The organism is Streptomyces sp. NBC_01244 (assembly GCF_035987325.1).
Classification (GTDB): Bacteria; Actinomycetota; Actinomycetes; order Streptomycetales; family Streptomycetaceae; genus Streptomyces.
The window spans coordinates 6,135,118-6,148,047 of the sequence record NZ_CP108488.1 but is presented as its reverse complement, the minus strand read 5'-3'; the positions used below and the strand labels follow the sequence as shown (position 1 = coordinate 6,148,047).

At 71.5% G+C, this 12,930-nt stretch carries 12 protein-coding genes; 2 read left to right on the top strand and 10 right to left on the bottom strand.

Annotated elements, in window-relative coordinates:
* The first annotated feature begins 3 nt into the window (after positions 1–3).
* The gene (locus OG247_RS27840) at positions 4–996 is read left to right on the top strand and encodes a GNAT family N-acetyltransferase (protein ID WP_327254794.1); all 993 of its coding nucleotides are present in this window, start codon (positions 4–6) and stop codon (positions 994–996) included.
* The gene (locus OG247_RS27835; protein ID WP_327254793.1) at positions 993–1,784 is read left to right on the top strand and encodes a transglutaminase-like domain-containing protein; all 792 of its coding nucleotides are present in this window, start codon (positions 993–995) and stop codon (positions 1,782–1,784) included. The genes OG247_RS27840 and OG247_RS27835 overlap by 4 nt, the downstream gene beginning before the upstream one ends.
* 170 nt (positions 1,785–1,954) lie before the next feature.
* On the opposite strand, the gene OG247_RS27830 is transcribed toward OG247_RS27835, so the two are convergent.
* From OG247_RS27830 to OG247_RS27785, 10 genes are all read right to left on the bottom strand, one after another.
* Positions 1,955–3,988, bottom strand: coding sequence for a hypothetical protein (locus OG247_RS27830; protein WP_442813424.1), 2,034 nt, complete (start codon positions 3,986–3,988; stop codon positions 1,955–1,957).
* 237 nt (positions 3,989–4,225) lie between these two features.
* Positions 4,226–4,609 carry a DUF6113 family protein gene (locus OG247_RS27825; RefSeq protein WP_327254791.1) on the bottom strand — a complete coding sequence of 128 codons (384 nt, stop codon included), beginning with the start codon at positions 4,607–4,609 and terminating at the stop codon, positions 4,226–4,228.
* Positions 4,606–5,514, bottom strand: coding sequence for an N-acetyl-1-D-myo-inositol-2-amino-2-deoxy-alpha-D-glucopyranoside deacetylase (gene mshB / locus OG247_RS27820; protein WP_327254790.1), 909 nt, complete (start codon positions 5,512–5,514; stop codon positions 4,606–4,608). The genes OG247_RS27825 and mshB overlap by 4 nt, the downstream gene beginning before the upstream one ends.
* 51 nt (positions 5,515–5,565) lie before the next feature.
* Positions 5,566–5,760 carry a hypothetical protein gene (locus OG247_RS27815; RefSeq protein WP_250741735.1) on the bottom strand — a complete coding sequence of 65 codons (195 nt, stop codon included), beginning with the start codon at positions 5,758–5,760 and terminating at the stop codon, positions 5,566–5,568.
* A 358-nt stretch (positions 5,761–6,118) separates the two neighbouring features.
* Entirely contained in the window at positions 6,119–7,204 is a 1,086-nt protein-coding gene (locus OG247_RS27810; RefSeq protein ID WP_327254789.1) for an ABC transporter ATP-binding protein, read from the bottom strand.
* A complete protein-coding gene (locus tag OG247_RS27805; RefSeq protein ID WP_327254788.1) occupies positions 7,197–8,171 on the bottom strand; it encodes an ABC transporter ATP-binding protein in 975 nt (324 codons plus the stop codon). Before OG247_RS27805 ends, OG247_RS27810 begins: the two co-directional genes overlap by 8 nt.
* 12 nt (positions 8,172–8,183) lie before the next feature.
* Complete coding sequence (locus OG247_RS27800) at positions 8,184–9,227, bottom strand: ABC transporter permease (protein ID WP_327254787.1); 1,044 nt, start codon at positions 9,225–9,227, stop codon at positions 8,184–8,186.
* Positions 9,220–10,143, bottom strand: a complete 924-nt coding sequence (locus OG247_RS27795) for an ABC transporter permease (protein ID WP_327254786.1) — start codon at positions 10,141–10,143, stop codon at positions 9,220–9,222. Before OG247_RS27795 ends, OG247_RS27800 begins: the two co-directional genes overlap by 8 nt.
* A 30-nt stretch (positions 10,144–10,173) precedes the next feature.
* Positions 10,174–11,802, bottom strand: coding sequence for a peptide ABC transporter substrate-binding protein (locus OG247_RS27790; protein ID WP_327254785.1), 1,629 nt, complete (start codon positions 11,800–11,802; stop codon positions 10,174–10,176).
* A gap of 108 nt (positions 11,803–11,910) precedes the next feature.
* Positions 11,911–12,846 carry a GNAT family N-acetyltransferase gene (locus OG247_RS27785; RefSeq protein WP_327254784.1) on the bottom strand — a complete coding sequence of 312 codons (936 nt, stop codon included), beginning with the start codon at positions 12,844–12,846 and terminating at the stop codon, positions 11,911–11,913.
* Positions 12,847–12,930: the final 84 nt, after the last annotated feature.

The following is a 12,930-nucleotide window of genomic DNA, read 5'->3' as shown; positions in this document are numbered from 1 at the left end:
GCTGTGGAAATCACTGCCGGTGGACGGCTGGAGATCCGGATTACACCCGCTGACGTGGGTAAACGCGTCTCTGTGCGACGGGTGGAGCACGGCTCGACCGGAGCCCCCTGTTTCACGGACACCGTAGGGGTTCTCACATCCTGGAACTCGGGTGTGGTGACGATCACACGGAAGTCCGGCGAGTCCGTCCGCATCGCGGAATCCTCGCTGGTGGCGGGCAAGGTCGTACCGTCCGCGCCGGCCCGGCGCAGGGGGCCCGCGGCCTCCTTCGAGGAGCTCGCGCGGGTCTGCGCGCGGGCCTGGGTGCCGCTGGAGAGCGAGCCGCTGGGCGAGTGGACGCTGCGCGCGGCGGGCGGATTCACCCGCCGGGCCAACTCCGTGCTGCCGCTCGGCGATCCCGGGACCCCGCTGGACGATGCACTCGCGCGAGTGACCTCCTGGTACGCGCAGAGGGGTCTTGCGCCTTACCTCCAGACCGCCACGGGGGCCGCGGGCACGCAGGAGCTGCTGTGCGCGGAGCTGGAGGACCGGGGCTGGATCCGCGAGGTGTCGGCGGAGGTCCGGGTCGGCGCTCTGGCGGCGGTCGGGGACCTGGCCGTGGACGAGTCCGTGGTCGCGGGCGTACGGCTGACCCGTACTCCGGACGAGGAGTGGCTCTCCCGCTACGGACGGGTGAAGGACCCCGAGACCGCCCGCCGGGTCCTGACGGCGGGGCCCTCGGTGTGGTTCGCGGCGCTGCCCGGCCGGGCGATCGGGCGGCTCGTGGTGGACGGCCGGTGGGCCGGGTTCGCGGCCGTCGAGGTCGACCCGGAGCACCGGCGCCGCGGGCTCGCCTCGGCCGTGATGGCGGCGCTGGCGCGGCGGGCGCTGGAGGAGGGCGCCTCGGCCGCCTGGCTCCAGGTGGAGAGCGACAAAACCGGGGCCCGGGCGCTGTACGAGGGGATGGGTTTCGGTACGCACCACTCCTACCACCACTACCGCCGGGCGGCGGCGTGACCTCGCTCTGGCGGGAGCGGTTCGCGGCCGAGGCGCGGGCGGAGCGGCCCGACCTGGCCGTGCTGTGCCTGCTGCTGGCCGCGGAGGGGGACCCGGAGCTCGACGAACGGGCCATGGACTGGGCGCAGATCGAGCTGGACCGGCTGGCGGGGATGCTGCCGTACGGGCTGCGGGGCGCTCGCGCGTGGGCGTCGGCGGTGTCCGAACTGCTGGGCGGGCGGATGGGTTTCCACGGCACGCCGGCCGACTACGACCGGCTCTCGTCCTCGCTGCTGCACGAGGTGCTGCGGCGGCGCCGGGGGCTGCCGATCCTGCTGTCCGTGGTGTGGCTGGAGGTGGCCCGGCGGGCCGGGGCTCCGGTGTACGGGCTGGCCCTGCCGGGGCACTTCGTGGTGGGCTTCGGGGATCCGGAGGAGGGTGTGGTCGTCGACCCCTTCGCGGGGGGCGCCTCGCTGGGCGCGGGTCCGGCGGAGCTGGCGGCCGGGCCGCGGACCGCCGCCCGCACGATGGACATCGTGCTGCGGATCCTGAACAACATCCGGGCGTGGGCCTCGTCGCGGCCCGAGCATTCGGGGGTGGCGCTGTGGGCGCTGGACCTGGCGCTGCTGCTGCCCTCGCATCCCGCGGCGTTGCGGTACGAGCGGGCGAAGCTGCTCGTGGAGCGGGGGGAGTTCGTGGCGGGGGCGGCGGAGATGGAGTCCTACGCGGTGGTCGTGGACGTGATCGATCCGCCTTCCGCGGTGCGGATTCGTGCCGAGGCGATGGCGGCGCGGGCCCTGCTGAACTAGCCCGTCGGCCCGGCTTACGCCGCGCGGGGCGAAGTCCCCGCTGCGGGCTGCGCCCGGACCCCCTCTGGGGCTCCGCCCCAGACCCCGGTCCTCAAACGCCGGACGGCTGGATTGGCCCGGAGCCCCTGCCCCTGGTTCGGGGAGGGGCTCCGGGTTGGGGCTGCGGGGGGTCAGCTCGGGTTGGTGGGGATGACCGCGGTGCGTTCGGCGGTGGTCTTGCCGCGCAGGGCCTTGCCGAGGACTCCGGCGACGTCCTGCGGGGTGACGGCGGTCTTCTCGCCGGTGCCGCGCATGATGAGGACTCCGTCGAAGGTGTTCCCGTAGGCCGTCTTGAGGGCTTCCAGGTCGTACTTCTCGACGAGGTGGCCGTCCACGACCTGCATGCTCAGGATCTTCGGCAGGGACTTGGCGCCGAGCGGGATGGACTTGGTACCCGCCTTGACGAGGACCGGTGCCGACATCGCGGGCTGGGCGAACTCCTTCATGGCCCGGTCCAGTTCGGCCTGGTCGACGACCGGGTCCTTGGTGGCGACCGGGAGTACGGCGGGGGCGGCCTGGACGCCGCCGACCATGTCGCTGAAGGCCTTGGTGACCAGGGCGACGGAGGCGTCCACATCGAGCGTGGAACCGGGCTTGCCGGGGACGGCGAGGGCCTTGCCGGTGTCGAAGGTGATGGTGCCCTCGGTGACGGAGCCGGCGGTGCCCGCGAGCTCCTGGAGGGCGACCCGCAGCTTCTCCTCGTCGGTGGGCAGGACGGCCTCGGCCTTGCGCTCGCTGCCGAACAGCGAGCCGATGACCGTGAAGGGGTTGTAGTCGCTGCCCGCCGCGTTGCGGACGGTGGTCTGGCTGTCCAGGCTCAGGCCGGCCTTCTCGGGCTTCAGCTCGACCGGCTTTCCGCCGACGGTGAGCCGGAGCGGGGTGGCGGCGCGGTTGCCGAAGGACGTCTGGAGCTTGGCGACGGCCTCGTCGCGGCTGCCGCTGATGTCGACGCCCATGACGGTGGTGCCCTTGGGGACGTCGGAGTGGTTGAGGAGCAGACCGGCTCCGTAGGCCACGCCGCACAGCGTGAAGAGGGCTCCGCCGACCAGGACCAGCTTGTTGCGGCCCTTCTTGGCGGGCCGCGCCGGAGCCTGCGCGGGGGCCTTGGCCCTGTTCGCGGGCACCGGGGTGGGCGCGGGCTGCGGATGTCCGGCGGAGTCCAGCTCCGGGCCGGGCCAGCTCGGCTCCGGTACGGAGCCCAGCGCGGGCCCGCCGGTCGGCCCGTCCGGGCTACGGCCGGGGCCGGTGCCGGGCCAGGCCGGGGCGGGCGGGACGGGGGTTCCCAGGGCCTGGGCGACGGGGCCGGAGCCGGAGCCGGGACCGTAGGCGGCTCCGGGGCCGGGCTGCGGCACGGGCGGCCCGGCGGGACCGGCACCGGGGCCCTGCGCGGGGCCCGCGGGGGCACCCGTACGGGGGCCGCCGGGTCCGGCGGGCGGTGCGGGGTAGCCGGGGCCGACACCGGGGCCGCCGGGGCCGGGGCCCATCGGCGCACCGGGGCGCGGCCCGGCGGGACCCTGGGCGAAGCCCTGCTGCGCGGGCCCGTCGAAGCGCGGGCCACCGGCCTGGGCCGGGGCGGGGCCCGGACCGCCGGGGCGGGGGCCCATCGGGGCACCGGGGCCGGGGCCCATCGGCGCGCCCGGGCCGGGGCCCATCGGCGCGCCCGGGCGCGGCCCGGCCGGGCCCTGGGCGAAGCCCTGCTGCGCGGGCCCGTCGAAGCGCGGGCCGCCGGCCTGGGCCGGGGCCTGCGCCGGGGCGGGCGCGGTGCCCGCCTTGCGCGGTGCGAACCAGTTGCTGGTCGGGTCCTCGGCCGGAGCCGGCTCCGGCGCGGCCGGCGGGGCGGCTGCGGGCTCGGGCGCCTGCCCGGCCTCGGCTTCGGGCATGGTCTGGCGTACGACCACGGGCGGAATCGGCCGCGAACCCGGGATGTTGATCCGGATCCGGGTCGTCAGCTGGGTCTCCGTCTTCGGCCCGTCGGAATCGGGTGTGGACGGCTTCGCGGGCGGTGCGGTCACTGAACTCTCCTCCGGGATGGTCGCCGCGCCCGGACCGGGGGGCACTGTCGTGGACGGATACTGGCCTGATCCGTACGGCGGCGCACCCGAGGGGTACGCCGCCGTGCCGCGCCCGTTGGGCCCGGAGGACGGACTGTCAGTTTCACGGCTCAAGGCAGGTTCTCCCGATCGGCTCCGCCGCCCGTCATAGCGTGCGCGGGCAGCTCGGCGGCCGGTCCACCATACTGGCCACCGCCCTCGCGTACCCGGCCGCCGGGAACGAAGGGGTCCCCTTGATCTCCCGCGCGCCCCCGGCGCGCACCCCCTGAGCACCTGTCGCCCGGCTGCCGGGGGTCCGCGCAGGCACCGTCCGAGCGGCTCGTCAAGGCGTCGTGCGCGGCCGACGCCGCGTCACTTGGCGTTGCCGGCGGCCGAAAGCGGCCGGTCCCCCGCGATGTTCATCGTGGCGCACATCACAGCGAGCACCACTCCACCCAAAAGGTAGGCGTACATGCCGATTCCGGACGAACCGAGCAGGAAGTCCCCCTCCGGCCGGGGCACGCCGAGGATCACGTAGGAGAGGAACCAGCCCGCGGTGGCCGCCCCGACTCCGATGCCGGTGCCCAGCGCGATGCGGGCGCCGAGGAACAGGCCGAAGAGCGCGAGGAGCGCGAGCACCAGTCCGCCCGGGAACCACAGGTCGACGACGAGCCAGCCGGCCACGCCGGTCAGCGCTCCGGCCGCCAACAGGCCCAGCAGGGCGGCGATCCGCCCCGCGTTCCACGTGCCGGTCATGCCCGGACCCCCGCGAAGAGGTCGCGCTCGCGCTCGCCCGCCGGGACGCCGGGCCGGCCGGCGGCCAACTCGTAGTACTCGTGGGTGAACAGCGGCTGCGCCAGGTCGTTGGAGAGTGCGAAGAAGGGCCCGTCCACCGCGATCTGGGTGGCGTGGGCGCGCATCGCGGCCGTCTTGGCCGCCACGAACGCCTGCTCCGCGGCCTCGTCCCCGCCGATCTCGGCGGTGATCCGCTCGTCGTCCACCACGCCCGGCACGTCGTCCGGCGCGGCCGGCGCCGGGAAGGGCACCTCGCTCCCGGCCTCGCGGAGCCGGGCGAAGCCCTCCTCGACGACCGTGCGCGGGACGCGGTTCCAGTAGAACTTCTCGATGGTGTGCGGTGCGCCGAGGTCACGGCGGTACGTGGGCTCCGCGGCCAGTTCGGCGGCGCGGGTGGCGACGCGGTGGGCCTGGATGTGGTCGGGGTGGCCGTAGCCGCCGTCCGGGTCGTAGGTGACGAGGACCTGGGGGCGCAGCTCGCGGATCACCTCCACGAGGTACCCCGCGGCCTCGTCCACGTCGGCGGACCAGAAGGCGCCGGGCCGGCGGTTCTGTTCGGCGCCCATCATCCCGGAGTCGCGGAAGCGGCCGGGGCCGCCGAGGAAGCGGTGGTCGGCGACGCCCAGTTCCTTCATGGCCTCGGCGAGCTCTCCGACGCGGTGGGCGCCGAGGGTGTCCTCGCGGTCGGCCGTCAGGTGGGCGAGGCCGGGCGGGATGACCTCACCCTCCTCGCCGAGGGTGCAGGTCACCAACGCGACATGGACGCCCTCGGCCGCGTACTTGGCCATGGTGACGCCGTTGTTGATCGACTCGTCGTCCGGGTGCGCGTGCACGAGCAGGAGCCGACGGGCGGGAAGACCGTTCATGGGGGTAACCCTACGAGAAACGGCGGCCCGGCCCACGGACCCGGAACGCCGCTAGAACTTGAGGCCGCTGATCATGCTCGCCACGTTGTTGGTCAGCTGGGAGAGCGTCGGAGCCACGGTCGAGCTCGCCAGGTAGAAGCCGAGCAGTACACAGACCACTGCGTGACCCGCCTTCAGGCCCGAACGCCGGACCAGCAGGAAGACGACGACTGCCAGCAGCACCACGGCCGAGATCGATAGTGCCACGGCGTTTCACCTCCACGTCGAGCGGACATCGGGTTCGCGTACTCGCAACTCGGTGCTCGGCAGAGTCATACCCACCGTGCGCTACGGATCATAACTATCCGTACCGCCACATCGATCGATTCCGGCAGCACGAGGGGCGCACGCCGCGCACGTCCGGGGTCACAGGAGTGCCGGCCGGGGAAGCTGTACGCCTCCCCGGCCGGCTGTCGGCACCCGCACGGCCGCACGAATCCAGGCTGCCCGGCCCAGATCTCGGGACAGAAACGGTCAAGTTGCCTGCATGTAAACCGAGTTGTGAAGGAACCGTGGTGCCGTTCACAGCTGTGGCGAAAAATGAGCGGTCCTGGAGGCCCTGAGCTCACTCCTTGGTCGGTGATTGCGGCTGTGCTCCCGGCGGTGATCCCGACGGCGGTGCGGGCGGCGGTCCCGGCGGAAGGGCGGCCCGCTCGGATGCGAAATGACAGGCCGAGGGGTGGGCCGCCGGGCCGCCGGGGAGGAAGGCCGGGATCTCCAGGAGCGGGACCTCGGACGCGCATCGCGCCTCGGCCTTCCAGCAGCGGGTGCGGAAGCGGCAGCCCGAGGGCGGGTTGGCCGGGGAGGGCACGTCGCCGGAGAGGATGATCCGGTCGCGGCCCGCGCGGGCCTCCGGGTCGGGGACCGGAACGGCGGAGAGCAGTGCCTGGGTGTAGGGGTGGGTGGGGTGGTCGTAGATCTGGGTGTCGGTGCCGATCTCGACGATCCGGCCCAGGTACATGACGCCGACCCGGTCGGAGATGTGCCGGACGATCGAGAGGTCGTGCGCGATGAACACGTAGGAGAGGTTGAACTCGTCCTGGAGGCGCTCCAGGAGGTTGACCACCTGGGCCTGCACGGAGACGTCGAGGGCGGAGACGGGCTCGTCGGCGACGATGATCTCCGGCTGGAGGGCGAGTCCGCGGGCGATGCCGATGCGCTGGCGCTGGCCGCCGGAGAACTGGTGCGGGTACCGGTTGATGTACTCCGGGTTGAGGCCGACGACGTCCAGGAGCTCCTGGACCTTGCGGCGGCGGTCGCCCTTGGGGGCGACCTCGGGGTGGATCTCGTAGGGCTCGCCGATGATGTCGCCGACGGTCATGCGCGGGTTCAGCGAGGTGTACGGGTCCTGGAACACCATCTGGATGTTGCGGCGCGCGGCCTTGAGACCCTTGGCGGAGAGCTTGGCCAGGTCCTCGCCCTTGTACGTGATCGAACCCGCCGTCGGGCGTTCCAGGTTGACCAGCATCTTGGCGACGGTGGACTTGCCGCAGCCGGATTCCCCGACGATGCCGAGGGTTTCGCCGGCCCGCAGGTCGAAGGAGACCCCGTCGACGGCCTTGACGGCGCCGACGTGCTTCTTGAAGAGGATGCCCTGGGTCAGCGGGTAGTGCTTGACCAGGTCCTCCACCACGAGGATGGACTCAGCCACCGAGGCACTCCTTCCAGAAGAAGCACGCACTGGCGCGGCCCGGTCCGACCTCGGCCAGCGGCGGTACGTCGGTGCGGCAGACGGCCTGGGCCATCGGGCAGCGCGGATTGAAGGCGCAGCCGGGCGGGATGGCGAGCAGGTTGGGCGGCAGGCCCTTGATGGCGTACAGCTCCTGGCCCTTCTGGTCCAGGCGCGGGATGGAGTCCAGCAGGCCGCGGGTGTACGGGTGGGCGGGACTCTTGTAGATCTCGTGGACGGGGGCCGCCTCGACGATCCGGCCGGCGTACATGACGGCGATCTTGTCGGCGACGTCGGCGACCACGCCGAGGTCGTGGGTGATCAGGATCAGGCCCATGTTGAGCTCGCGCTGGAGCTCGGCGAGGAGGTCCATGACCTGGGCCTGGACGGTGACGTCCAGGGCGGTGGTCGGTTCGTCCGCGATGATGAGCGAGGGTTCCAGGGCCATCGCCATGGCGATCATGATGCGCTGGCGCATGCCGCCGGAGAACTGGTGCGGGTAGTCCCCCACCCGCTCCCGGGCCGCCGGGATCTTCACCCGGTCCATCAGCTCCACGGCCTTGTTCCGGGCGTCCTTGCGGGACATCCCGCGGTGGACCTCGTACATCTCGCCGAGCTGCGCGCCGACGCTCAGGACCGGGTTGAGGGAGGACAGGGCGTCCTGGAAGATCATGGCCATCTCGGCGCCGCGGACCTTCCTGCGCTCCTCCTCCTTCATCTTCAGCAGGTCCTTGCCCTTGAAGAGGATCTCGCCGCCCGCGATGCGGCCCGGCGGCATGTCGAGGATGCCCATGACGGCCTGGGCGGTGACCGACTTGCCGGAGCCGGACTCGCCGAGCACGGCGAGGGTCTCGCCCTCGGCCACGGAGTAGTTGACCCCGTTGACGGCTTTGGCGACTCCGTCCCGCGTCTTGAATTCCACGTGCAGGTCGCGCACTTCGAGCAGCATGTGCGGGGCTCCTCAGCGCAGCTTGGGGTCGAGGGCGTCGCGCACCGCGTCGCCGAGCATGATGAACGCGAGCACGGTCACGCTGAGCGCGCCCGCCGGGTAGAGCAGCATGTGCGGGGCGTTGCGGATCTGTGAGGCGGCGTTGGAGATGTCGATGCCCCAGGAGACCGTGGGCGGGCGCAGGCCCACGCCGAGGAAGGACAGGGTGGCTTCCAGCGCGATGTAGGTGCCGAGCGCGATGGTGGCGACGACGATGACGGGCGCGATGGCGTTGGGCGCCACGTGCCGCAGCAGCATCCGGCCGTTGCCGGCGCCGAGCGCCCGCGCGGCCTGGACGTAGTCGTTCTGTTTGGCGGTGATGACCGAGCCGCGGGCGATGCGGGCCAGCTGGGGCCAGCCGAGCAGCACGATGAAGCCGACGACGGGCCAGACGGTGGTGCTGGTGACCACGGACAGGAAGACCAGGCCGCCGAGGACCACGGGGATGCCGAAGAAGATGTCGGCGACCCGGGAGAGCAGCGCGTCGCCCCAGCCGCCGAAGAACCCGGCGAGCCCGCCGAGCGCGGAGCCGAGGAGGGCGGCGCCGAGTGTGGCGCAGATGCCGACGGTGATGGAGGCACGGGCCCCGTAGACGGTCCGGGTGTACACGTCGCAGCCCTGGGTGTCGTAGCCGAAGGGGTGGCCCGGGGAGGAGCCCTGCTGCGATTTCGACAGGTCGCACTGGAGCGGGTCGCCGCTCGCGATGAGCTGGGGCCAGATGGAGATGACCACGAGGAAGAGGATCAGCAGGGTGGAGACGAGGAAGACGGGGTTGCGGCGCAGCTGGTGCCAGGCGTCGGACCACAGGGAGCGGGCCCGTCCGCCGGAGGCGGCTGATGGATGCAGCTCCTGGGGGCCTGCGGGGCCTGCCGGGCCTGCCCCGAGTTCCTTCTCCAGGGACTCCCCCTCTTCCAGGGCGAGATCCATGGCCCCGCCCTGGCCGGTGGGGGCGATGGACTCGTGGGGGCCGGGTCCCAGCGGGTCGTAGGCGGCGCGCTCGGGATCGGGCTCAGGCATAACGGATCCTCGGGTCCAGGACCGCGTAGAGCAGGTCGACGAGCAGGTTCGCCAGCAGGAAGACGATCACGAGGATGGTCACGAAGCCGACCACCGTCGGGGAGTTGTTGCGCAGGATGCCCTGGTAGAGCTGGTAGCCGACGCCGTGGATGTTGAAGATCCGCTCGGTGACGATGGCTCCGCCCATGAGGGCGCCGATGTCGGTGCCGATGAAGGTGACCACGGGGATCAGCGAGTTGCGCAGCAGGTGGCGGGTGATGACCCGGCGTCTGGGCAGGCCCTTGGCCACGGCGGTGCGGACGTAGTCGGCCTTGACGTTCTCGGCGATGGAGGTCCGGGTGAGGCGGGTGACGTAGGCGAGGGAGACCAGTGCGAGCACGATGCCGGGCAGGATCAGCTCGCTGAAGGGGGCGTCCGGGGAGACGGTGGGCCGCACCCAGCCCCATTTGACGCCGAAGACGTACTGGAGGAGGTAGCCCGTCACGAAGGTGGGCACCGAGATGACGACGAGGGTGAGCACCAGCACGCCGCTGTCGATGGACTTGCCGCGCTTGAGGCCGCTGATCACGCCGAGGGTGATGCCGACGACGATCTCGATGGCGATCGCGACGATGGTCAGGCGCAGGGTCACCGGGAAGGCCGAGGCCATGAGTTCGGTGACCTTCTGGCCGTTGAAGGCGGTGCCGAAGTCGCCCTGGAAGATCTGGCCCATGTAGTGGAGGTACTGCTTCCACAGGGGCTGGTCGAGGTAGAGGTCCTTGCGGATGCGTGCGGCGGTGGCAGGGTCGGGGGCCTTGTCTCCGAAGAGGGCGGCGACCGGGTCACCGAGTGCATACACCATGAAGAAGATCAGGAACGTGCTGCCGATGAACACGGGGATCATCTGGAGCAGTCGCCGGATCACATAACGTCCCATGGACTGCTCCAGGTTCGATCCGAAGGCGGGTCAGCTGACCTTGATCTGGTCGTACACCGGGACGCTGAACTGGTTGAGCTTCACGTCCGAGACGCGCTCTCCGTAGCCCGCGCTGCCGTTCTGGTACCAGAGCGGGATGGACGGCATCTGCTCGGCGAGGATCTTCTCGGCGTCCTTGAAGAGGCCGGTCGCCTTGGCGGCGTCGCTCTCGCGGTTCGCGGCGTCGACGAGCTTGTCGAACTCCGGGTTGCTGAACTTGCCGTAGTTGGAGGACGCGCCGGTGTAGTAGAGCGGCTCCAGGAAGTTCTGGATCAGGGGGTAGTCGGCCTGCCAGCCGGAGCGGAACGGGCCGGTCAGCTTGAAGCTGCTCTGCTGGTTGCGGAAGTCGGCGAAGGTGCCGATCGGGTTGACCGTGCAGACCGGGCCCTCGCCGAGCGCGTTGTTGATGCTGTTGCAGACGGCGTCCATCCACTCGCGGTGCGAGCCGGTGTCCACGTTGGAGGTCAGCGAGACCTTGCCGCCGGGCAGGCCGCCGCCCTCCTGGATGAGCTTCTTGGCCTCGGTGGGGTTGAAGGAGCAGGCCTCGCCGCAGGCGGTGGCGGAGAATCCGCCCTTGTCGCCGAGGGCCGGGGAGGTCCAGTCCTTGGCCGGGGTGCGGGTCTCGCGGAAGATCTGCTTGGTGATCTCGTCGCGGTTGATCGCCATCGAGATGCCGCGGCGGACCTTGTCCATGCCCTCCTTGCTCCACTGCGGGTCGTACAGCGGGAAGGTGAGGGTCTGGATGATGAGGGCCGGCTGGTTGATGTAGCGGTCGCCGAGGTCGTTCGCGACGTTCTTGAGCTGCTGCGCCGGGACGTCGTCGACCAGGTCGAGGTTGCCGGAGATCAGGTCGGTGTAGGCGGTGTTGTTGTCGGTGTAGACCTTCAGGTCCACTCCGCCGTTCACCGCCTTGTCCTCCCCCGTGTAGGCGTCCCACTTGCGCAGCTTCATGCCGGTGCCCTTGGTGTACGAGTCCACCGTGTAGGGGCCGTTGCCGACGGGCTTCTTCAGCCAGGCCTCGTGGTCGGTGAAGAAGGCCTTGGGCAGGGGGGAGAACGCCTGGTAGCCGAGGGTCTCGGGCCAGGTGGAGAACTTCTCCTTGAGGGCGACCGTGAAGGTCTTGGGGTCCTTGACGACCAGGCCGGACATGGTCTTGGTCTTGGGGTCGCCCTTCTCGGGGTGGACGTCCGCGTAGCCGACGATGTCGGAGAAGAAGGGCGAGTTGTTCTGCTTCTTGGTGACGTCCGCGCCGTAGTTCCAGGCGTCCACGAAGGACTGCGCGGTGACCGGCTCGTCGTTGCTGAACTTCCAGCCGTCCTTCAGCGTGATCGTGAAGTTCTGGCTGTCGGTGGTCTCGATCTTCTCGGCGAGGAAGTTCTTCGCCTCACCGGTCTCGGGGTCGTACCGCTTGAGCCCCCGGAAGATCATGTCGAGGACCTTGCCGCCTTGGACCTCGTTGGTGTTGGCGGGCTCCAGCGGGTTCTGCGGGTCGCCCCACGAGGAGCTGACGATGCCCTCCGCGCCGCCTCCGCCGCTGTCGCTTCCGCCGCCGCAGGCGGTCGCCGCGAGGGCGACGGCCGCCGCACATGCGGCCCACTTGGCGTGGGTGGCTCCGCGCATGGAGTGCCTCCTACTGGATCCCAAGACTCACTTAGGGCCCAATGTCACCCCATGTGGGGTCAGGCACACTCCTCGTTGGACCGATTGCACCCTCGCGCCGCCCGCCTGTCACCCCTGCGAGTGCAAAGCGAGCTGCCAGGTGTTCACCGCGTAGTGCATCGTCATGCCGTGCGCCTCGTACAGCGCGAGCGCGCCGGTCTCGTTGGCCGTGTCCACGCCGAGGCCCACGGCGGTGCGGCCGCGGGCAGCGTAGGCGGCGAAGCCGTGGCGCAGCAGGAAGCCTCCGACGCCCCGGCCGCGCACGGCCTCGGCGACGCCGATGTGGCTGAACCATCCCATGCTGGTGCGGTCGTCCCGGGTCAGCAGGACGCCTACGTCGCCTTCCCCGGGCAGCGCGGCGATCCACACGAGCGACCAGTCCAGGCCCCGGCCGTCGATGTGGTCGAGCCAGGGCTCGTACGGGCGGTCCACGTGCCCGAAGTGCGCGGCGAAGGTCTGCTCGATCAGGGCGTGGGCGCGGCGTCGCTCGCTCTCGTCACCGTCGCAGGGGCGAAGGGTGAGCCCTGCGGGAGGGGACGGGGGCGGGTCGGCCGGGTCCAGTGCACGGGTCATCACCTGGTAGCGGCGCACCGTGCGATAGCCGCGGCCGGACAGCAGGCCGACGTCGAGGGTCGGGCGGGCGTTGAGCTGGAGTCGCAGGACCGCGTCCGAGGCGCCGGCGGCCAGCTCGCGGGCCCGTACCTCCATCAGGTCCAGCAGCCGGACGGCGGCCGCGCCGCGTCCCGGCAGGACGTAGTGCTCGGAGTCGACGCGGCCGGGGCCGGAGTCGGCCCACACCAGGGCGTAGGCGAGGAGCCGGCCGCCTTCGAAGGCGAGCCAGGAGTCCTTCGCCAGGTCGACGTCGGGATGGTGCAGATCGGCTTCGACGGCGCCGAGGTCGGTTTCCGGGCGGCCGATCTCCAGCAGGTCGATGGCGTTGAGGAGAGCGCAGATGTCCTCGGCGTCTCCGGGCCCGGCGGGGCGTACGGTCAGCATGTCGGTCATCAGATCACTGTCGGACCCGCCGGGGCGGGCCCGCAACCGGCTTTCCGTGCGCGGCGCTTGCGCGAACGACGGAGCGCCCGCCGC

Excerpts from the sequence above, each read along its gene's own strand:
- OG247_RS27790 (WP_327254785.1), bottom strand. The coding sequence starts at position 11,802 with ATGCGCGGAGCCACCCACGCCAAGTGGGCCGCATGTGCGGCGGCCGTC.
- OG247_RS27785 (WP_327254784.1), bottom strand. The coding sequence starts at position 12,846 with ATGACCGACATGCTGACCGTACGCCCCGCCGGGCCCGGAGACGCCGAG.
- OG247_RS27795 (WP_327254786.1), bottom strand. The coding sequence starts at position 10,143 with ATGGGACGTTATGTGATCCGGCGACTGCTCCAGATGATCCCCGTGTTC.
- OG247_RS27805 (WP_327254788.1), bottom strand. The coding sequence starts at position 8,171 with ATGCTGCTCGAAGTGCGCGACCTGCACGTGGAATTCAAGACGCGGGAC.
- mshB (WP_327254790.1), bottom strand. The coding sequence starts at position 5,514 with ATGAACGGTCTTCCCGCCCGTCGGCTCCTGCTCGTGCACGCGCACCCG.
- OG247_RS27825 (WP_327254791.1), bottom strand. The coding sequence starts at position 4,609 with ATGACCGGCACGTGGAACGCGGGGCGGATCGCCGCCCTGCTGGGCCTG.
- OG247_RS27800 (WP_327254787.1), bottom strand. The coding sequence starts at position 9,227 with ATGCCTGAGCCCGATCCCGAGCGCGCCGCCTACGACCCGCTGGGACCC.